General features: G+C 47.0%; 16 protein-coding genes and 1 tRNA gene. 12 read left to right on the top strand and 5 right to left on the bottom strand.

The window, feature by feature from the left end; genetic code table 11:
• Nucleotides 1–756 (top strand): hypothetical protein (locus AC438_RS16980; protein ID WP_202904761.1); only part of this gene is annotated, 756 nt, incomplete at its 5' end.
• A gap of 101 nt (nucleotides 757–857) precedes the next feature.
• Here AC438_RS16980 and AC438_RS12565 read toward each other — a convergent pair.
• The 4 genes from AC438_RS12565 to AC438_RS12550 form a co-directional block, all read right to left on the bottom strand.
• Entirely contained in the window at nucleotides 858–1,946 is a 1,089-nt protein-coding gene (locus AC438_RS12565) for a CobW family GTP-binding protein (RefSeq protein WP_238376389.1), read from the bottom strand.
• Nucleotides 1,947–2,060: 114 nt separating this feature from the next.
• Nucleotides 2,061–2,531, bottom strand: coding sequence for a MerC domain-containing protein (locus tag AC438_RS17440; RefSeq protein WP_053981607.1), 471 nt, complete (start codon nucleotides 2,529–2,531; stop codon nucleotides 2,061–2,063).
• 126 nt (nucleotides 2,532–2,657) lie between these two features.
• Nucleotides 2,658–3,116 carry a Fur family transcriptional regulator gene (locus tag AC438_RS12555; RefSeq protein ID WP_053981606.1) on the bottom strand — a complete coding sequence of 153 codons (459 nt, stop codon included), beginning with the start codon at nucleotides 3,114–3,116 and terminating at the stop codon, nucleotides 2,658–2,660.
• Between the two features lie 106 nt (nucleotides 3,117–3,222).
• Complete coding sequence (locus AC438_RS12550; protein ID WP_238376388.1) at nucleotides 3,223–5,775, bottom strand: TonB-dependent receptor; 2,553 nt, start codon at nucleotides 5,773–5,775, stop codon at nucleotides 3,223–3,225.
• A 459-nt stretch (nucleotides 5,776–6,234) separates the two neighbouring features.
• On the opposite strand from AC438_RS12550, the gene AC438_RS12545 reads away from it, so the two are divergent.
• The 10 genes from AC438_RS12545 to pnp all read left to right on the top strand — a co-directional run bounded on the left by AC438_RS12545 (nucleotide 6,235) and on the right by pnp (nucleotide 18,409).
• Entirely contained in the window at nucleotides 6,235–6,921 is a 687-nt protein-coding gene (locus tag AC438_RS12545) for a zinc metallopeptidase (protein WP_053981605.1), read from the top strand.
• A 143-nt stretch (nucleotides 6,922–7,064) separates the two neighbouring features.
• Entirely contained in the window at nucleotides 7,065–8,024 is a 960-nt protein-coding gene (locus tag AC438_RS12540) for a YbgA family protein (RefSeq protein ID WP_053981604.1), read from the top strand.
• A 238-nt stretch (nucleotides 8,025–8,262) separates the two neighbouring features.
• Nucleotides 8,263–8,339 (top strand) — tRNA-Met (locus AC438_RS12535).
• A gap of 402 nt (nucleotides 8,340–8,741) precedes the next feature.
• Nucleotides 8,742–9,200, top strand: a complete 459-nt coding sequence (gene rimP, locus AC438_RS12530; RefSeq protein WP_053981603.1) for a ribosome maturation factor RimP — start codon at nucleotides 8,742–8,744, stop codon at nucleotides 9,198–9,200.
• Between the two features lie 20 nt (nucleotides 9,201–9,220).
• Complete coding sequence (gene nusA, locus AC438_RS12525) at nucleotides 9,221–10,717, top strand: transcription termination factor NusA (RefSeq protein WP_053981602.1); 1,497 nt, start codon at nucleotides 9,221–9,223, stop codon at nucleotides 10,715–10,717.
• Between the two features lie 20 nt (nucleotides 10,718–10,737).
• On the top strand, nucleotides 10,738–13,716 hold the full coding sequence (gene infB, locus AC438_RS12520) for a translation initiation factor IF-2 (RefSeq protein WP_053981601.1): 2,979 nt from the start codon (nucleotides 10,738–10,740) through the stop codon (nucleotides 13,714–13,716).
• 17 nt (nucleotides 13,717–13,733) lie between these two features.
• A complete protein-coding gene (gene rbfA / locus AC438_RS12515) occupies nucleotides 13,734–14,150 on the top strand; it encodes a 30S ribosome-binding factor RbfA (RefSeq protein WP_053981600.1) in 417 nt (138 codons plus the stop codon).
• A gap of 2 nt (nucleotides 14,151–14,152) precedes the next feature.
• Nucleotides 14,153–15,091 carry a tRNA pseudouridine(55) synthase TruB gene (gene truB / locus AC438_RS12510; RefSeq protein ID WP_053981599.1) on the top strand — a complete coding sequence of 313 codons (939 nt, stop codon included), beginning with the start codon at nucleotides 14,153–14,155 and terminating at the stop codon, nucleotides 15,089–15,091.
• A gap of 381 nt (nucleotides 15,092–15,472) precedes the next feature.
• Entirely contained in the window at nucleotides 15,473–15,742 is a 270-nt protein-coding gene (rpsO, locus tag AC438_RS12505) for a 30S ribosomal protein S15 (RefSeq protein WP_053981598.1), read from the top strand.
• A gap of 537 nt (nucleotides 15,743–16,279) precedes the next feature.
• Complete coding sequence (gene pnp, locus AC438_RS12500) at nucleotides 16,280–18,409, top strand: polyribonucleotide nucleotidyltransferase (RefSeq protein WP_053981597.1); 2,130 nt, start codon at nucleotides 16,280–16,282, stop codon at nucleotides 18,407–18,409.
• A gap of 185 nt (nucleotides 18,410–18,594) precedes the next feature.
• On the opposite strand, the gene AC438_RS12495 is transcribed toward pnp, so the two are convergent.
• Nucleotides 18,595–20,823 carry a primosomal protein N' gene (locus AC438_RS12495; RefSeq protein ID WP_053981596.1) on the bottom strand — a complete coding sequence of 743 codons (2,229 nt, stop codon included), beginning with the start codon at nucleotides 20,821–20,823 and terminating at the stop codon, nucleotides 18,595–18,597.
• Between the two features lie 179 nt (nucleotides 20,824–21,002).
• Between AC438_RS12495 and rpmE the strand changes: the two genes are divergently transcribed.
• Complete coding sequence (gene rpmE / locus AC438_RS12490) at nucleotides 21,003–21,215, top strand: 50S ribosomal protein L31 (protein ID WP_053981595.1); 213 nt, start codon at nucleotides 21,003–21,005, stop codon at nucleotides 21,213–21,215.
• The last annotated feature ends 392 nt before the right edge of the window (nucleotides 21,216–21,607 follow it).

Genomic DNA, 21,607 nt, shown 5'->3' with positions numbered 1-21,607 from the left:
CGCCGCCAAGCACTGGGTAATGGTTATAGTGAGGTGAGCGTTGGCCGCGATAGTCGCTTTGCCGAAGATGCCGAGGCAGCCATAGTATTAGACCAGCATATTATTCCGGCCAAGGGCACAAAACAAAACCTTGCGCTGGCAACATGCATGTCGCCTATTACCCTTAAGCAGATGTGCCAATGGCAACTAGGCGATGTTAGCTTAAAGAGAACATTCATCGAAAAAGGCAAAATATTAGTCGAAACAAAGCGCACCTATGCCGGCCGCGAAATAGAGCGCACGCAAAGCCCACCCAATAAAGCCCTACTGCCTTTTGCCCTAAGCGAATTAATATTGCGCAATAAAGTCTTCCCTAAAGTGGCCGCACAATTGCACGCCGACTTACACGCTTGGGCAATTTATTTAAACCTAGAAAAGCGCACCGACGAGGTACCCGAGCCCGGCACTTATTTGGCTAATAAACTCGTGAGCTTGGGGCTTGAAACCGTTGACGATATTCCCTTAATCGATGCCGATGATTTAGCCTTTGATGGCGTACCTGATTGGCAGCGGGCAGCGATAGATGAGCAATACCCTCAGCACCTAGCACTGGCTAATTTGCAATTAAAAATGGACTACCAGCTCGATAAAAAGACAGTCATTATGGAGCGCGTTGCCGGCCTACGCAAAACCGACCCCAAGCGTTGGGAGCTACCGAAATGGCAAGGTCTAAAAATTCGCTACAAAGTGGCGAGCCGAGTGGTCGATGTGCGCTGAGGGTCGTGTGGGTGAGTGACGCGAAAAGCCGGTTCAATAAATGCCTTAAATTTAGGGACGAGGAAAAAATACTGACTCTAGAAATCAATATGCCCGTGGCGTTAATCATTAAGGCAGGCTATTAGTTGTTGCTCAAGATTAGCCGGCAGGGCAGGTGTGATGATTTCTAAGCGGCTTTGTGCGGGTAGGTCGATGCTTGCTTCTTCGTGGGTGTCTTTTGTTAAGTTAAAACTAATACCTCCTTGCGTGCTAATAATCGTGGCTTTAATGCGCTCGGCGCTGGCTAGTTGCGCGAGTAAAAACGCTTTAATTTTTGCGTAATGAAATATTTTGCTGGGGGCAAAACGCCAACCAATACTATAAAACCCTTCGGCTTGATTACTGGCCGATAAATAACCGCATTCAGGGAATGCTTGTTGGTTGATGTCGGGTTTTGGGGTGCTTTTGTGATGGCTGGGGCTATTATTGTGTTTTACGTTACTATTATGCTGGTTGTACTTCGTGTGTCGCAGTTGTGTAGTGCCTTGCAGCCAATGATCTTGCAGTATGGCTTGCTCGGTAAAATACACTTTAGTTTCTACGCTGGCGTGCTCGCTAATATATTGCATTAATGCTGCTGGCTCAGCGGCACTGTATAAATCTTGTTTATTACCTACAATCACATCGGCAATCGCTATTTGCTCGTTAAAAGTACTGTGCTGGGTATAGCGTGTATCGCTGAGTTTACGGGCATCCACTAAGGTTACAATCTTTTGAATGTCTAGTACGTCGCTATAATGCTCTGCGCTGAGTGCCGCGATGATTTCTTTGGGGTGGCCAAGGCCGGTGGGCTCTATTAGTAGGCGGTCGGGTTTGGCACGTGCGAGTAATTGATTAAGTGCAATTTGCATAGGCAAGCCTGCTGCGCAGCACATACAGCCCCCGGGCACTTCCCGAATAAAGATATTCGAACTGTTGGTGTGAGTGTTTTTATTAATATTGCCGCTGTTATTAATATGGGTACTGGTACTGGTATTAGTCCAGCCTTCAAATAAGCTACCGTCAATACCTATCTCGCCAAATTCATTGACTAATACTGCCCAGCGTTCATGGCTGGGTTTGTTTTTGAGTAGGTTTAAAATAGCTGAGGTTTTACCTACACCTAAAAAGCCGGTAATAATATTACACGGTACTGCTTGAAGATGGCTCACAATGATTACCGAACTGTATAGAATGAATAATAGCAAAAATTATTTAATGCATGTATAAAATAAAAATGCTGGATCAATAGTAAAGTTAGAAAAAATAAAATATGTTTTTTGCTTTTAATGACTACTGCATGAGCAGTTTTGTTGCCGGCATAGCCGATGGTTTTTAATGTGCGCGAATATAATAAGCAGCGACCCTAGCACCGATAGTGTTTTTTCGATCAGGGCTGTGTGTGGTAATGACATATGTAACGGCAGTGTGTGTAATAGGGGTGAGTGAAAAATGGCATCAGCGCAAGCGGCAAGCACAATGATACTCACGCCTGCTGCCCCTGTTAATATCACCGAGAGCCTTTGGTGCTTACGGCATCCTAAATACAAACCAGTCATACTGATAGGCAGGGTGATAAACACCAAGGTTTTATGAAACGACTCATCAGCGAGTGCGAGGCTGCCAAGCATAGAACCAACTATTATAAATAGCGGTAATACCAAACAATGTAATGTGCATAAAAAGGCTAGCGTTACCGCAGAGATATCGGCTGCGCGCTGCAAATGTGTGTTGGTTATAGCGGTAAGGTATTTCATAAGTGTCGTTTGAAAGCGCAGGCTATTGAGTGCGCAATATTAAAGTAGAGTGAGAGACTTAATGACAGTACGGTATTCGATGACAGTACGGTATTACATTATAGAACTGAATAATTATACACAGCGTTAGGCCGCGCAGCGTTGGCAGTGGCAATCGAGCTCTAGTTGGGGCCTGATTAAGGTGTAGCCAGCGTTGCTCACTTGGGTGCTGAGCTCGTCGATAATGTGTTTTGAAATGGCAATTTCTTTAACACTTTGGCATTTACCACAAATTAAAAATTGCGGTACATTGTGGCCGTGTGAACACGTAATATGCGAGCATGCTACATATTTATTGGTCGAGCTAAGCTTGTGTGCAAGCTGCTCGGACTCGAGGAAATCTAATATTCGGTAAACTGACATTGGCGGCATTGAGGTGTTTGATGAGCGGTTGTAGGCATCGGCGACTTCGTAAGCCGACAGCGGTACTTCAGACATTAATAGCAGTTCTAAAATACGTTGCCGTTTATCGGTTAAGCGGCTACCAGATTGTGAGCACATGGCTTGTGCTTTGCTGAGGGTTTTGCTGAGCTGTTGTTCATTCATAATAATCGGCGTTTTTAAGGTTATTCGATAAAAGTGTTATGCAATCAAAATACTACCCCATAAAAATACCTGCACCGTATTGGCTGCGGTGCAGGTGCTGTATGGGTTAAAACTTGGCGCTGAAGCCGAGTTTTATATTGCGCCCAGGCAATGGAGCTTGTTTTTTGAGAAATGATGTATGCGCGCGCGCTTGTTTGTCGCTTAAATTATTACCCGCTAAATACACTTGGCTGTTATTGCCAAAAGGTAGAGTGTATTTGATGCGGGCATTCAGTAAGGTGTAACCCTCAGAGGAGGTTTCATTGATTGCAGTTTTGTTTTGTTCAAAATATTTAACGGCGTCTATTTCAATACCCCACGCGTTATAGTCAATATTGAGTTGGTTCGCTAAGCGTGTTGGTGAGGTGCGTGGCAAGTAACCCCCGTTATCGAGTTTGGCATTCACCGTATCCCCCCAAACAGTCCACTTGGCATTGCTGTGAAATTGCCAAGCGAGTTCTGCTTCAAGCCCGCGGATTGTGGCATCTTGTTGGCTAAATATGTGTATGGGTAATACGCTGGCGCCGTGGTCGTGCTCTTCTTCGGCTTCGGCCATACCGGCTGCGTGCTCGTCATGTTTATCGCTAAACAAATCTTCGGTGGTTAAACCTGTATGAGTCAGTGCGTAGTAATCGGTGATTTGGTTGTAAAACAAGTTAATTACAAAGCCGAAATCGCCTTCAAACTTGCGAATAGACAGGTCGATATTATTCGAGACCTCTTTTTTGGCTTCGCCGTGATAGTCTAGGTGGTACTCAGTTTCTCCCTCGTGCTCTTCTTCGTGGATGTCAAACAATGCGCCGACTTCAAAGGTACGTGTGGCAATATGCTCACCCGCTGAAAAAAGCTCTGCTGCGCTAGGTGCTCGCTCGGCATGCGCTAAAGAGATACCCATGTTATAGCCGTCAGCAAAATCCCAAACGACACCTGCCGATAGGCTAAAGGGGGTGAAGTCTAGGTCTTCAAAATGCACCGCTTCATTGTGCTCTTCACCGTGCTCGTCGTCATGCTCGTCTTCAAGCTCTTCTTCATGAGCGTGCTCTTGGTGTGCGAGGTGTAGATCATCAGCTTTTAAAGAGACGCGCTCGATACGGGCACCGAGTTGCCACAGTAATGAGCCTGCATGTTTTTCTTCGATAACAGCAAAACCAAACTCTTGCGTTTGTGAGTTAGGTGTAAAGGCTTCGGCGCCGCTGGCTTCAAAATCGATGTTTTTATTTTCGAGCGAAAAAGCCCCTTTCCAGCCGGCTATTTCATTATGGTGAAAGTTGACGCGCAGTTGCGTGGTGGTGCTGTTGAATACCGTACCTTCGTCGTGCTCGTCTTCATGTTCGTCTTCATCATGCTCTTCATGCTCTTCTTCATGAAGCTCGGCATGTGTATAGTCGGTGTAGCCGGCGCTGGCACTTATTTTATTTAAAAAATTTCCGTCAACTTGGTATTCACCGAGGAGTTGCCAGCGGTTTTGGCGATAGTCCGAAAGAATGTTTTCTTCTGCGTGTTCTTCGTGTGAGTCTTCTTCGTGTTCGTCGTTGTGATCCTCGTCCTCGGCATGCTCGTCTTCATGATCTTGCTCAACGTGACTATGGCCGGGAATGCCGTTTTGGCGCTCTAGATGGCCATAAGATAGACCGACAAAACCGTTATCTAATAACCAGCTGCCACCAAGGTTAATGCCTTTCCCCTCTGAACCGCTGTTAGCTAAAGTACCGCGGGCATGCTCTTCGTGCCCCTCTTCTTCGTGTTCGGCGTCGGTTTCGTGGTCTGCATCGTAATCGGCAAAGCCCGGAATATCATAGTCCTTACTGTTACGTGCAAACATATCAATATGTGCAGCAAATAGGTCGTTGCCTCCAGTCATGCCGGCGGCTATTAAACTTTCGTTATTGACCGAGTTATACTCGGTGGCGACAGCGGCTTTAAAATCGCTATTTTGAGGGACGCGATCATCAACAATATTGATGACACCACCAATAGCGCCAGAGCCATAAAAGAGTGTGGCGGGGCCGCGTAAAATTTCGATTTGCTGGGCGGTACTGGCTTCTGTTGTGACTGCGTGATCGGGCCCGATACGTGATACATCGCCAGTATCTAAGCCGTTTTGGGTGACCAGTACGCGAGGGCCGTCGAGGCTACGAATAATAGGGCTAGCCGCTACACCGCCATATGAGGTGCTTTGTACACCCACTTCATTTTTAAGGGTCTCGCCTAGGGTTGAGGCTTGCTTTTTAATGAGCTCTTCACCGCTCAATACCGAGATGGGCTGCGCTGACTCAATTTTAGAGGCATGAATGGGCAAGCCAATCACGTCGACAACTTCAATAATTGCCCGCGAGAGCTCAACAGTGAGTGCCCCTTGGTGCTTCCCGTGCAAGTGAAAAACTTTATGGCTAAAGCCAGGAGCCTCGATATGAATTTCATCAATGGTCTTTCCTGGTATATTAAACTCGCCGCGGGCATTGGTAAGGTATTTTTGGTGACTGCCAATCGCTTCAATTTGGGCGTTGGCAACAGCATCGCCGTTTTGATCAACAACTTTTCCGCTTAATGCGTGGGCGTTAGTCGATACCGTGGCTATGGCAGTTGTCAGTAGCGCAAGGGGCATCAAAGGGTATTTCATGGTGGCTCCGAAGGGTTAACTGAATGATATGTTGTATCTTTTTTCGGATGATACAGTATATCTTCTGTGTAGCAAGTGTCATTGCGGGCGCCGTGGTTTTTATTTATGGCTGTCTTTGTGTATGTTTATCAGTTACACATTGCCAGTATCGGCATTAGGCGCTAATCAATTAGAGTTTGGGTTGCGTACACTATTTACGATTTTGCGCTCTTTGGTTGTATGCTCGTGCAAAGTCTCATCTTGCCTGTCCTTATGCTGGTACAGTCCTTATGCTGGTACAACGTTATGCTGGTACAGCGTTTCAGTCCTCTTTATCTGCAAAGCCCAGTGCTTAAATATAGAAAATAACGGAATCTGCTCTGTTAGGGTGGTGTTTTCAGCTGGGCTGAAATAGTTGCGCTTTAAAGGGGGGATACAGAGGGGTTTGAATAGGTGGTTTTGAATAGAGGGTGATGCGCGATGATTTTATTAATAGTGACTGTTGTGTTGGTATTGTGCTCTTTATTGCCGCAATTTTGGGTGCGCTATACGTTGTATAAATACAGTACGCAGTTGCAGGGGATGCCCGGTACCGGTGGCGAGCTAGCACAGCACCTGATTGAGCGCTTTGAGTTAACCGGCGTGACACTTGAGCAGTGCACAGAAGGTGCCGATCATTTTGACCCACAAGCAAAAGCTGTGCGCTTAAGCCCTAGTTATTTTGAGGGCAAATCACTCACGGCAGTGGCGGTGGCGGCACACGAAGTGGGGCATGCTATTCAGTATCATCGGCATGAGCGAGTATCGCAGTTACGGGCCAAGTACATGCCGTTATCACTGAAACTGCAAAAAGCCGGTACTTGGGTGTTAATGGCTTTGCCTATCATTGTGGCTGTTGGCAAAGCGCCTGGGGTTTTTATGGCAGCGCTAGCGCTAAGTGTATTATTACAGTTGGCTGGTGCCTTGATGTACTGGGTCGTCTTGCCCGAAGAGTGGGATGCAAGTTTTAATAAGGCGCTGCCAATTTTGACTGAAGATGGCTACTTACCTAAAGAGTACCATGAGCCTGTACGCAAGATACTTAAGGCGGCTGCGCTCACGTATTTTGCTGCCGCGCTGGCCAGCTTACTCAATATAGGCCGCTGGCTTATGATTTTGCGTCGCTAGTTGTCGTATAGGACCCGATTTCTGGGGCTTTGAATAGTGACTAATTTTTTTACTAATCATCTACCCAAAAACTGATAGCGTATTATTATGATACAACAGATGATTAACCTGCCGTAATTGGCGTGAGTGAAGGGTAAGTAATTATGGATGCATTCAAAGATTTGCAGGTGCCAGTGGGGATATCGGCCTGCCTTATGGGGCAAGAGGTGCGTTATAACGGAGGGCATAAGCGCTCGGTATTTTGCATGCGGGAGCTAGCGACCTATTTTGATTTTAAAACGGTGTGCCCTGAGGTGGCTATTGGTATGAGTATACCGCGCCCAGCGATAAGGATGCAGGGCGATTTTAATGACCCGCGTATTGTTGGTAGCGATGGTGGTGATCTGGATGTGACCGATGCACTTAAAGACTATAGCGCCAAAGAGGCTGCCATGGCGCACACGCTCAGTGGTTTTATTTTCATGAAAAACTCGCCAAGCTGTGGCTTATATAGCTCTAAGGTATATACCGAAAAAGGAGTACATCCTAAAAAACGCGCAGGCGTATTTGCTAGCGCCATTGTGGCGGCTAACCCTAATCTGCCTGTTGAAGAAGAGGGGCGATTGAACGACCCTGTTTTAAGAGAAAGCTTTATTGCTCGCGTATTTGTTTATCATGAATTGCGCATGTTGGCGCAAAAGGGAAAAACGGCGGCTAAGTTGGTGGCCTTGCATTCTAGGCTTAAATATTTTGTGATGTCTTATGGGCAGTCGTTGTATAAAACGCTCGGGCAGTTAGTCGCGCGCGCGGGGGTGGGGAGTATTGATGAGGTGTGGGCTGAATACGAAACCACGTTAATGCAAGGTACTCAAAAGCCGCCCAATCACCGCGGCCACAGTAATGTACTCTATCATTTGTTAGGGTATGTTAATGATGAAGTGAAGGGGCCTTTGCGCCAAGAGCTGGTTGAGGCTATTGAAGAGTACCGCAAGCACCAGGTGCCATTGGCAGTACCGATGAAGTTATTGGGTCACTACTTAGATCATTACGCAAGTGACTATATCAAGCAACAAGTTTACTTGCGTCCGCACCCGCGAGAGCTGGGTTTGCGCAATGCACTGTAGTGTTTGGTTTTACCGGCGTGCGCTCACCGTTGATGTTATGTACGTTAAGTAAGCGTTGAGCGTGTATTTTGTGCGTTTGCTAAGTTATTGAAGTATATTAAGAAAATATTGCATAAAGAGGTTGACGAGGGAGCGCTTCCTCTCTAGAATGCGCGTCATCGGAAGGGGCAGCCACTAGGATCAAAGCGAAATGTTACATATCGCGGCGATGTAAAATAGCTTAACCGGATGTCTCAGGTGCGGGGTGGAGCAGTCTGGTAGCTCGTCGGGCTCATAACCCGAAGGTCGTTGGTTCAAATCCAGCCCCCGCTACCACTTGAGAGTAGGCGTTTTTAATTACGCTTAAGGGCTTGTTACCCTGGCTAATGCTATCCTTGGCCAAATCGGTATTTAAAATATCGTAAACTTCAAGAAAACCCAGAATAAGCGTTTTTTTGACGATTATTCTGGGTTTTTTTATGCCTAAAATTTGATGGTTGTCGTTGTGGTCTTGCTATCGCGTAGCAGGGTCACTATAATTTGCGCCGATCGTTGTTTGCATTTAACGATGTTGTATTTTTAACGTAGCATCTGTTGTATGTATTAAAAGGCCCCATTTTTGGGGTTTTTTGTTATCTGGAGGCCCTTTATTATCGACCAAGGCCCCGATAAATTCATGGGCTATAGGCCCATTTTTTGTTTGTTTCTTTTACTTATTAGAGAGTACCTATTAAATCTATGGCATCTATCCAGCAGCGTTTAGAAGACATGCTTGGCCCCGTTGTGGCCTCGTTGGGGTGTGAGTTGTGGGGGCTAGAGTATCTACCCCAAGGCAGTCACCGCGCATTATTGCGCATTTATATTGATAAAGCCGACGGTATTGGCGTTGACGACTGCGAAAAAGTCAGCCGCCAAGTCAGTAGTGTGTTGGATGTAGAAGACCCTGTCAGTAGCGAGTATACGCTAGAGGTGTCATCGCCTGGAATGGATCGCCCATTATTCAAACTAGAGCAATTTGTCGAGAGCATTGGTTTAAAAGCCAATGTACGACTGCGCATTGCTTTCGATGGTCGCCGAAACTTCAAAGGTCTATTAAAGGGTGTGGAAGGGGACGAAGTGGTATTGGAAGTCGATAGTGAAGAGTTCCTCCTTCCTTTCGAATTAATTGATAAGGCAAATATTATCCCTACGTTTTAGGGATTAATTAGAGGCTATCCATGAAGAATAAAGAAATTTTATTAGTTGCAGATGCGGTATCGCACGAGAAAGGCGTTGATCGTGAAGTGATTTTTCAAGCCATTGAACTGGCACTGGCATCGGCGGCTAAAAAACGTTTTGACGAAGAGTCAAATATTACTGTGACCATCGACCGCAGAACTGGCGATTACTTAACCGAGCGTAGCTGGGAAGTAATGGCTGATGACGTCATGGCGGAGTTGGGTACCCAGTTAACGACGGAAGAAGCGCACGAAAAAGATCCGTCACTGGTGGTGGGTGATATTTGTAAAGAAGTGATCGATAATGCTGAGTTTGGTCGTATTGCTGCACAAACGGCCAAGCAAGTTATTGTGCAAAAAGTACGCGAAGCCGAGCGAGCACAAATTGTTGATCAGTATCGCGACCAAGTGGGCGAATTAATTTCGGGCTCGGTCAAAAAAGTGACTCGCGATAATATTATTGTGGATTTGGGGAATAATGCCGAAGGCTTATTGCCACGCGATCAATTGGTTGGCCGTGAGATCTTTCGTATGAACGACCGGGTGCGAGCAGTTTTGCTCGAAATTCGATCGGAGACACGAGGCCCGCAGCTATTTTTAAGTCGCTCTTGCCCGCAAATGTTAGTGGAACTGTTTAAAATTGAAGTGCCAGAAATCGCCGAAGAAGTCATCGAGCTTCGCGGTGCTGCGCGTGACCCAGGTTCGCGTGCCAAAATAGCCGTATACACCAACGATGGTCGTATTGATCCGGTTGGAGCCTGTGTGGGTATGCGGGGGTCACGAGTACAAGCTGTCTCTAATGAATTGGCCAGCGAGCGTATCGATATTATTTTGTGGAATGATAATCCGGCGCAATTTGTAATCAACAGCATGGCGCCAGCCGAAATTGAATCGATTGTGATTGATGAAGACACCAACAGTATGGATGTCGCGGTTGTCGAAGAAGGCTTGGCGCAAGCCATTGGCCGAGGCGGCCAAAATGTGCGTTTAGCGTCTGAGCTAACCGGTTGGGAAATCAACGTCATGAGCGTTGACGCCTGGAACGAAAAGCAAAAATCGGAAACAGGCAGTGTTGTGGAAACCTTTATGGAGGCACTCGATATTGATGAAGAGGTTGCCGAGGTTTTAGTTGAGGAAGGGTTTACCACTTTAGAAGAAATTGCCTACGTACCGATGGAAGAATTTTTGGCTATTGATGGCTTTGATCAAGATGTGGCCGAAGAGTTACGCAGCCGTGCCAAAGACGCTTTATTGACTAAAGAGTTGGCCGCAGAAGAAGAAATTGATAAAGCCGAGCCGGCCGAAGACTTGTTGAATATGGAAGGCATTGATCGTGCGTTGGCCTTTACGTTGGCCCAACGTGGTGTGATTTGTATGGAAGACCTTGCCGAGCAATCTGTTGATGAATTGATGGATATTGACGGCATGGATGAAGAGCGCGCAGCCGCGTTAATTATGAAAGCGCGCGAACCCTGGTTTGCCCAAGAAACCGAATAAGTAACGACTGAGGATTTAAAATGGCAGAAGTAATCGTAAGTGAACTCGCCAAGTCTGTTGGCACCTCCGTCGAGCGTTTATTAACGCAAATGGGGCAAGCAGGTTTGTCACAACAGTCAGCCGATGATGTTGTATCGGATGATGAAAAACAAAAATTATTAGCGTTTTTGAAAACTATTCATGGTGGCGAGCAAGCTACTGAGCCTAAGAAGATCACGCTAAAACGCAAAACAACTTCTACATTAAAAACCGGTAGCGGCGCTAGTCGTAAAACGGTCAATGTCGAAGTGCGTAAAAAACGTACCTACGTTAAGCGCGATGAGGTCGAGAGTCAGCCTGAGACTGTTGAAGCCACTAATGCCGGCGAGACACCCAGTACTACAAAAACTGCAGCACCTAATTCTAATGTAGTGCCTAATGTAGTACCTAAGGTTGAAGAAAAAACCACACCCGATGTGGCAGTGCAAAAAAAACCAGAAGTTAAAGCACCAAAAACAGAGCCAAAAGTGGATGCTACACCTGTTGTAGAGCCGGCTGTAGAACCTGTTGTAGATGAGGTTGTTGATGCTAAGGTTGAGCCTGCTGAAGAGGTTGTTAAAGCGAAAGTAGAGCCTGTTGCCGTGAAAGCCGAGAAAAAACCAGACCCCGTTGTTGAGGCTGCTGTTGAGGCACCTAAAGTAGTCGAAAAAGCTGCTGAGCCAAAAACGGAAAAACCTGTAGAAGAGAAACCTAAGCCGGTTAAAAAACGCCAGCCTATTCGCTCAAGCTTCGTGGATGATGCAGAAATTCTGCGTCAACGCGCTTTGATTCGTCGTAAAGCGCGCGAAGAAGAGGAGCGCCTTGAAGAGGTGCGCAAGCGCGAAAAATTAGAAGCTGAAAAGCTTAAAGCGGCGGATAAAATCAAAAAAGCAGCCAAGCCTGTGCCTAAAAAGCCAGAGGCGCAAGTGGCAACGCCGGAAGAGTTGGCGGCTAAGGTCGAAGCTGAAAAACACAAGCACGGTAAAAAGAAGGTTAAACCAGAAGAGCCTATCGAAGAAGAGACCGTTAAAAAGCACAATAAAAAAGCCGGTAGAGCGATTAAGAAAACAGAAACGCCTCTGCCCAAAAAAGGCTCAGCGGTATTGAGCTACCTGGATGAAGTGAACGGTGATGAAGATGTGGGCCGTAAATCACGTGGCAAACGTCGTAAAACTATTAAAATTGCGAATAAACATGGCTTCCAAAAGCCTGCGAGTAAGTCTGTGCATGATATTAAAATCCCCGAAATGATCACGGTTTCTGAGCTTGCTCAGAGCATGAACGTTAAGGGTGGCGAAGTAGTTAAGCACCTTATGAAAATGGGTGTTATGGCGACCGTTAATCAGCCTATTGAGCAAGAAATTGCACAGCTGGTTGTTGAGGAGCTAGGCCATAACGCAGTTTTGGTCAGCTCTGACGCTGTCGAAGAAGCTTTCCAAGAAGAAATCATGAAAGCCAGTGTAGGCGAGGAAGTGACACGCTCGGCGATTGTGACTGTCATGGGTCATGTTGACCACGGCAAAACCTCATTGTTGGATTACATTCGTAAGGCAAAAGTTGCCTCTGGCGAAGCGGGCGGTATTACGCAGCATATTGGTGCTTACCGTGTGCCTACGAGCCATGGTGAGCTTGCTTTCTTGGATACGCCTGGCCATGCGGCGTTTACCTCGATGCGTGCTCGTGGTGCGCAGTGTACCGATGTTGTGATTTTGGTTGTGGCAGCTGATGATGGTGTGATGCCTCAAACAGAAGAAGCCATTCAGCATGCCAAAGCTGCGGGTGTCCCTATTGTTGTTGCGATTAACAAATGTGATAAGGAGTCTGCTGACCCTGATCGCGTTAAAAACGAGTTAGTAGCGAAAGATGTGATCCCCGATGACTGGGGTGGTGATACTCAGTTTATTCAGGTATCAGCGTTAACTGGCGAAGGTGTTGATCAGTTACTTGAAGCGGTTGCTTTACAGTCAGAAATGCTTGAGCTTAAAGCCGAGATTGGGGTACCCGCACGCGGTGTTGTAATTGAATCGCGGATGGAAAAAGGTCGCGGTGTTGTAGCTACTATGTTGGTGCAAAGTGGTACCTTGCGTACGAGTGATGTATTGCTTGCTGGCCAAAGCTTTGGCCGTGTACGTGCCATGAGTGACGAGCGTGGGCAAGTGGTCAAAGAAGCGGGTCCTTCGACACCGGTTGAAATTTTAGGCCTAGATTCTGTGCCGCAAGCGGGTGATGAATTTGGTGTTGTACCTGATGAGCGTAAAGCGCGTGAGGTGGCTGAATTCAGGACTGAAAAAGAACGTCAAGAGCGTTTGGCGCGTCAGCAAGCGGCTAAACTCGAAAATATGTTTGCGGGTATGGCCGACAATGGCGAGAAAAAAATCTTGCCTGTGGTACTTAAAACCGATGTGCGCGGCTCGTTAGAAGCGATTTCTGCAGCCTTATTAGACATGGGTAATGATGAAGTTCAGGTGAATATTGTAGGTGATGGCGTTGGGGGAATTACCGAAAACGACATCAATCTTGCATTGACTTCGGGCGCTATTGTTATTGGTTTTAACGTACGTGCTGATGCCAGTGGTCGTCGATTGGCTGAGCGTGAATCGATTGAATTGCGTTACTACAGCATCATTTATCAATTGATTGATGAGGTGAAATCTGCACTCAGTGGCATGTTGTCACCTGAGCGCGTTGAAGAGATTGTAGGTATTGCTGATGTTCGCGAAGTCTTCCGCTCGCCTAAGTTTGGCCAAGTGGCGGGTTGTATGGTGACAGAAGGTACCGTATACCGTAACAAGCCTATTCGTGTACTGCGCGATAACGTGGTTATTTTTGAGGGCGAGTTAGAGTCACTTCGTCGCTTTAAAGATGATGTTAACGAAGTGCGTAACGGTACCGAGTGTGGTATCGGTGTTAAGAACTACGACGTAAAAGTCGGAGATCAGATTGAAGTCTTTGATGTGAAGGAGGTGGCGCGCGAGCTTTAAGCGCGCCCGCTTTTTTTATGGCAAGAGAATTTACTCGCTCTGACCGTGTTGCTGATGCTGTGCAGCGTTTGCTGTCGCAGATGATCGCAGCTGAAATTCGTGATCCACGTGTTGGCATGGTCAATGTCAATGATGTTGATGTTGCGCGCGATTTGTCAATCGCAAAAGTCTATATCACTGTGGTGGGTGCTACTCAAGAAGAGTGTCAGCAAGCCGCAGCGGTTTTAAATAAAGCGGCGGGCTTTTTGCGCAGCTTAATCAGTAAAGAGCTCACTATGCGCTCTACGCCTAAATTGATGTTTTATTATGACAAAACAGCACATCAAGGCGGCATACTGAGCGGTCTTATTGATAAGGCTGTTGCTGCTGATAAGGCCAACCAGTCAAGTGAAGGGCCCAATGACTCTGATGACTCAAGCCCGAGCGAGCAATAGCCTTGGGACGTCGACGTAAAAATGGCCGTGCTGTGCACGGCGTTCTTGTTTTGTACAAGCCGCAGGGCTTAACATCCAACCAAGCCTTACAGCGCGCGCGCTACCAATTTGATGCGAACCGTGCGGGCCATACCGGTGCGCTCGATCCATTGGCTACGGGTGTTTTACCGTTGTGCTTTGGTGAGGCCACAAAATTCTCGCAACACCTCCTGGATGCTGATAAAGCCTATTTGAGTACTTTTACGTTAGGGGTGAATACCTCGACGCTTGACTCTGAAGGTGAGGCGCTTGAGGTACGCGATACGAGCGCCTTAACTGAGGCGAAGATACGTGAAGTCATAGCTACTTTTGTAGGCCCCATAGCGCAAGTGCCCCCAATGGTTTCTGCGTTAAAATACCAAGGTCAACCACTGTACAAGCTGGCGCGCGAAGGTATAGAGGTTGAGCGAAAAGCCCGCAATATCATCATTTATAGCATCGATGTTTTAGCAATACGCCTAGGCGATAGCGCTGAAGTGGATGTCAATGTTAAATGCAGTAAAGGCACTTACATTAGGAGCCTTGCGCAAGACGTTGGTGAAAAGCTCGGTGTTGGTGGGCATGTGAGCGCATTGCATCGCAGCCAAGCTGGCCCCTTTGTTGAAGAGGATATGGTAACTATTGAAGCTTTAGAGGCCAAGCGCGAAGGTGGCGGCCCGGAGCGACTAGATGAGCTGTTGGCACCTGTGGATGCGACTATTTCTGATATTCCTGAAACAATAATTGATGCCAATACAGCGCACTACTTTTGTATGGGGCAGGCGGTGATGGATAACAAGGTCTATCAAGTCGCTGAGCAAGGTGATAAAGTGCGTGTTCGCCATGAAAATGGCCAATTCCTAGGCGTTGCAGAAGTGACCGATGACGCGCGTTTAGCACCAAAGCGTTTGGTGGTTTATTAACTACTGCACTTGACTGACAGCTAAAATACTCGCGGGTACATCGCGGGTGCACTTTGTGGGCTGTATTGTTATGGCTGGGTGTTGTTGTGCTTAGGTATTGTTGTGCTTAGGTATTGTTATGGCGTTGTACTGCTATCATCCAGTGTTGTTATGGGCTCGTGCTGATAACTGTACTAAGCTTATATTTCGATGAGCCCTTGTATTGTGTTGGGCTTATCACGTTTTTGTTAGTTGCCTTAAACTGCCGTTATGCGGTGTGTAAGTCACGCTAGCAAACCGACCTGACTGTCGATATGCACGGTCAGGCCGCGTATTTCCTGCTGGCTTAACGCTGTTAAGCGGGTAGGTGCATATTCTACTTTAAATTAAGAGGAAATGACTATGGCACTCAGTGCTCAAGAAAAAGCAGCAATTGTTAAAGAACACCAACAAGCCGAAGGTGACACTGGTTCACCAGAAGTACAAGTGGCTCTTTTAACGGTCAATATCAATAAGCTTCAAGGTCACTTTGCTGACAACAAGCAAGATCACCATTCACGTCGTGGTTTGATCCGCATGGTAAACCAACGTCGTAAGTTGTTGGATTACTTGAAGTCTAAAGATACTAGCCGCTACTCAGCATTGATCAAGAAACTTGGTCTACGTCGCTAGGTTAGCAGCCATTAAAAGTGCCCGCATTGCGGGCACTTTTTTGTCTATTGATGGCTTATTTTGCTGTAATTGATTGAGGGCACGTTAGTGGTGTTGGAATGGTTTGATGAGTGAAACGCAGCTTGTAGCGCGTCAATCAAATCATTATCAGGTCTAATCACTCAGAGGTTGAGTGAACAAAATTGTAAAGGACGTTATAGGATAAGCGTGCAGCATTCTTCGCATGTCAGCCCGTTTTATCGCTGAAACCTAAATGATTAACATGACGTCTGAGCCTTTGAGGCTGGGTTTTAGACCAGTGTCTAGGTGCTGGTTGAAATGCTTGGCTGTAATATTGGGTTTGGGCTAAACGCATTTTACCAAAGTACGTTTTTAGTTAGAGTAAGTTTGTTATTGTAGTCAGTTCGGCTTGCCGACCAATATGTGTCATGCCGTAGGGCTAATAGGGTCAGGTTTTACGGTACATTACGCTGTAAACGATTATGAAAAATGACCACACAAAAAACCGTTTGATACGAATATATAAAGGATAAAAAAGTGAATCCTGTAATTAAGCAATTCCAATACGGTGACAGCACCGTAACATTAGAAACTGGCCGCATTGCACGTCAAGCTACGGGTGCGGTATTAGCAAGCATTGGCGAAACACGCGTTTTATGTACTGTCGTCGGCGCTAAAACAGCAAAAGCGGGCCAAGATTTTTTCCCGTTATCTGTCCATTATCAAGAAAAAGCCTATGCAGCGGGTAAGATCCCTGGTGGCTTTTTTAAACGAGAAGCACGCCCAAGCGAAAAAGAAACCTTAACGTCACGTTTAATTGACCGTCCTATCCGCCCATTATTCCCTAAAGGCTTCTTAAATGAAGTGCAGGTTATTTGTACGGTGATTTCGGCTGAAAAAAATGTAGACCCTGATATTTGCGCCATGATTGGTGTATCAGCTGCCTTATCTATATCAGGCATTCCGTTTAACGGTCCTATTGGTGCGGCGCGCGTTGCTTATACCCAAGACGGTGGCTATTCACTCAACCCCACTTATTCTGCATTGGCTGAATCAGAGCTGGATATGGTTGTTGCGGGTACTAAAGATGCTGTATTAATGGTGGAATCTGAAGCGAATGAGCTGCCAGAGGATATTATGTTAGGTGCTGTACTTTATGCGCACCAAGAAATGCAAGCGATTGTTAGTGCTGTGAGTGAGCTCGTTAAAGATGCGGGCAAGCCGCGTTGGGAGTGGGCCGCACAAGAGATCGATACCGCACTGTACGCTAAGATCGAAGAGGCTTTTGCCGAGCCCGTATCAGCCGCTTACCAAATTACCGACAAAGCTGAACGCTATAATCGTTTAGGTGAGTTGCGTAGCCAAGCGGTCAGCGAGTTAGCACCAGACGATAGCGATATTGATGCCGATGCGGTCAGTGGTTTATTTGCCAAATTAGAAAAAGTTACCGTTCGCAATGCTGTTGTTGAAGGTAAGCCGCGCATCGATGGCCGCGACAACAAAACGGTACGCGGTTTACAAGTCGAAGTCGGCGTATTGCCAACAGCGCATGGCTCAGCACTTTTTACCCGCGGTGAAACTCAGGCCTTGGTTGTGTCAACTTTAGGTTCAGCACGCGATGCGCAAACCATCGATGCCTTGGAAGGTGAGCGTAAAGACAACTTTATGTTGCATTACAACTTCCCTCCTTACTCGGTGGGTGAGTGTGGTCGTATGGGGGCTACTGGTCGCCGTGAAATTGGCCACGGTCGTTTAGCGCGCCGCGGTGTCGTAGCAATGTTGCCATCAGCCGATGCCTTCCCTTACACCATTCGTGTGGTCAGTGAAATCACTGAGTCTAATGGTTCTAGCTCGATGGCCTCTGTATGTGGTGCGAGCTTGGCATTGATGGATGCAGGTGTTCCGCTGAAAGCGCCTGTTGCCGGTATTGCTATGGGCTTGATCAAAGAAGGCGATAAGTTCGCTGTTCTTACTGATATTTTGGGTGATGAAGACCACCTTGGCGATATGGATTTCAAAGTTGCCGGTACTGCTGATGGTATTACTGCGTTACAAATGGATATCAAGATCGAAGGTATCACTGAAGAGATTATGGATATCGCACTTGAGCAAGCATTAAGTGCACGTTTGCATATTCTTGCTGAGATGAACAAGGTGATTGCTGCACCGCGTAAAGATCTTTCTGACTCTGCGCCGCAATACCACACCATGAAAATTGACTCTGACAAGATTCGCGACATCATCGGTAAAGGCGGCGCAACCATTCGCGCGCTCACCGAAGAAACCGGCGCAAGCATTGATATTGAAGATGACGGCACAGTTAAAATTTATGCTTCTGATGGCGAGGGGTTAAAAGCCGCTATTGAGCGCATTGAGGCGATTACAGCAGAGGCTGAAATTGGCGCCATTTACGAAGGTAAAGTAGTACGCATTGTAGATTTTGGTGCGTTTATTAACTTTTTACCCGGCAAAGATGGTCTTGTGCATATTTCACAAATTGCTCATGAGCGCGTTAACGCAGTCTCTGATTACCTAGAAGAAGGCCAAATGGTCAAGGTTAAATGTTTAGATGTGGATAACCGCGGCCGTATTAAGCTGTCTATTAAAGAGACTTTACCCGCGCCAGCGCCTAAAGAAGAAGCACCTGCTGAAAACGCCGGTGAATAAGCTTTTGAGTGATGAGTGATTTAAAAATCCCACGATTTAGTGGGATTTTTTTTGCCTAAAATTTAACACATACAGAGCTTGATTGTGGTTATGATCCAGTCATTTAACATTAAGGCTGTGCTTGTAGGCTTGAGCGGCCAGCCAATAATGCATGAGCGCCTAATGTTGATTATTGAATTGTTGCATTAGCCCATATCTTGCGGATCAACATCGATAGACCAGCGTACTCGCTTGCTCAGTGGCAGCTTGTCGATCTTTAATATCAACGCTTTCAAAAGTTGGGCGCGGACTTGGCGGTTGCTAAACTGCAGTTGTAATTGAAAGCGAAAGCGATCGTTTCGTCGCTCCATAAAGGCTGGAATAGGGCCTAAGTAGCGGCAGTTGTCGCTCGGCGGCATAATCTCACATGCCAGTTGCGCCGCTTGTGTCAATAGACCGCGTGCGCTATCGGGATGCTTTGCCTCTGCACGTAATAATGCCATAAAGCTAAAGGGCGGCATGAGGCTTTGTTGACGCTCGAGCAGTAAGCTTTGGGCGAAATTGTGGTAGTTTTCGGTGACAAGCTTTTCGAGCATTGGGTGCTCGGGGCGATAGCTTTGTATAAGTACGGTGCCGGGTTTTTCTTCGCGTCCTGCGCGCCCTGCCACCTGTACAATTAATTGCCCCATGCGCTCAATGCCGCGAAAATCCCCGCTCATCAAGCCCTGATCAGTATCAACAATGATCACCAGTGTCACATTCGGAAAGTGATGACCTTTGGCGAGCATTTGTGTACCGACCAATAAGCACGGTTTGCCTTCATTGAGTTGGGTGGTGAGCGCCGCCATGGCATTTTTGCGCTGCATAGAATCTTGGTCTACACGAATGACTTTGTATGACTTGAAGCTGGTTTGTAGAACGTCTTCGGCGCGCTCTGTGCCTTGACCGAGCGCGGTGAGTGTGGGGTTATAGCAACTGGGGCACTGGCTGGGGGTTTGGCTTTGATTGCCGCAGTGGTGGCAGTGCAGCTTACGTGGCTTGCTGTGTAATGTCATGCGAGCATCGCAAAATTTACACGCGGCAGACCAGCCACAACTTTGACAAATATACGAGGGGGCAAAACCTCGACGATTGATAAAGACAAGCACTTGCTCATCGCGTGCAAGGGTAGCGCCTATAGCATCGAGGCTGGCTTGCGCAATGCCACAGTGCAGGGTTTGTTTGCGCATATCGATACGCTGCATGGTAGGAGTACTAGCACTGCCGGCGCGCTCGGTGATGCGCAGGTGCTGGTAGCGACCGCTGAGCGCATTGTGTAGCGATTCGAGTGAGGGTGTGGCAGAGCCCATCAGCACAGGGATGTTATTGTGTTTTGCTCGTAAAATAGCAAGGTCGCGAGCGTTATAGCGTAGGCCCTCTTGCTGCTTAAATGAGCTATCGTGCTCTTCATCGACAATAATAATGCCTAAGCGCGGTGCTGGTGCAAATACGGCCAACCGCGTGCCAATGATAATGCGAGCTTGGCCGGTTTGTGCTGCATGCCAGTTTTCGAGTCGAGCACCTTTGGCCACGCTTGAATGCAATTGGGTAATAGGCACACCAAAGCGCGCAGCAAAACGCGCGACTGTTTGTGGTGTGAGGCCTATTTCGGGTACTAAGACTAAGGCCTGTTGGCCTGCGTGTAATACGCGCTCAATAGCATGTAGGTAAACCTCTGTTTTGCCGCTGCCGGTAATCCCTTCTAGCAGACTGCACTGAAAGCTATTAAAAGTGAGCGCATCAAATGCCGCTTGTTGCTCGGTATTGAGTATGCGGTGAGGCTCTTTCAAAATAGTGTATGTCGCGGGTGTACTAGCGCAGGTTGAGTGGGTTTGTTGAAAGCTCTCGGCAAGGCCCTTTTTATGCAGTTGCCGCAGAGTGGGCTTATCGATATTTAAAGCGCTGAGTGCGGGCTCACTGATTGGCGAGTGTGTGAGTAGCGCTTGCCAAGCACTTTGCTGCTTAGGGCTGCGTTTTAAGCTGTTGGCGCTGAGTCCTTTGCCTTCGGTGGTGAGCTGCCAGTAAGTCGTCTGCGGGAGCGTGCCGTCGCTTGTGCGCAACTTTTGAGGAAGAGCGCTTATCATGACATCGCCGAGTGGATGTTGATAATACTCGGCAGCAAATTGGCATAGCGCAAGTACATCGCCGGTAATGATGGGCGTGGTATCAAGTACCTTGTGGGCTGGCTTGAGCTTGTGAAGAGGATAGGTCGATTTATGACTAATGCTGAGCAACACACCGACCAAGGTTTGTTTGCCAAAAGGCACTTCTAGGCGCACGCCGGGGCGCAGCGCTTTACGCTCGTCAATATCGAGCTTAAGAGGTGCCAAGTACTCAAAGTGACGGTACAGTGGCGTGGGTAATGCCAAGGTTAAAACGAGGGGCGGTTCGGGCATTATCAAGGTTTTTAGTCCTAGTTGAATTTAAAGACTTTGCTTAGGGTGAGCGTTCTGCTAAGATTCGCCCTCGTTTTTAAGCCCCTTTCACTAATTGTGCGGTACTTGGCTTGGTGCGTTGGATACAATAATGCAATTTAAGATCAAGTGGCGGCACATAATATAACCGAGGCAATACCATGCAAGCAGATATTCAACCTAAATACGGCGTAATGGTCGCAACATGTAGTTGTGGCAATGTAATTAATACACGCTCTACCATGGCTAAAGAAATCACTTTAGACGTTTGTTCTGAGTGTCACCCTTTTTATACTGGTAAGCAAAAAACTGCTGACACCGGCGGCCGTATTGACAAGTTCAAGAAGCGTTTCGCAGGTCGTCGCGCTAACTAATAGCCAGCTCTTTGAGCTTTATCCTATTAGTTTCTTTGCTGCTTAGTCACTGTTTTTAATCAATTTTAAGGTAAGCTGTTAAAGTAAGTTATTAAAAATAAGTCTGATAAAACTAAAGCACCTAAACCCCAGTCTCGCTGGGGTTTTTTGTTTCTACCGTTGTAACTTTCAGAGATCCCAAAATTAGGGCACCGATGGTATTACCTAGGCTACTCAAGCCTTCTAGAGGTTCGATAAGGCGCTCTCGATGGTTTCTCTTGCATGTCTAATCCTTGTTTCCCCTACAAGGTTTGGTCTTTAAATGCCCAGAAAATAATCTATCAATACCCTATCAGGTAAAATGTGTCAGCTTGGCTAAATAGTTACCGGTAGTTTTTGTTTCTTTTATTCTG

The sequence above is a fragment of the Marinagarivorans algicola genome, from assembly GCF_001292705.1.
GTDB classification, from domain to species: domain Bacteria; phylum Pseudomonadota; class Gammaproteobacteria; order Pseudomonadales; family Cellvibrionaceae; genus Marinagarivorans; species Marinagarivorans algicola.
Note: the sequence above shows the minus strand (reverse complement) of the source record. Positions and strands in the feature narration are given on the sequence as shown.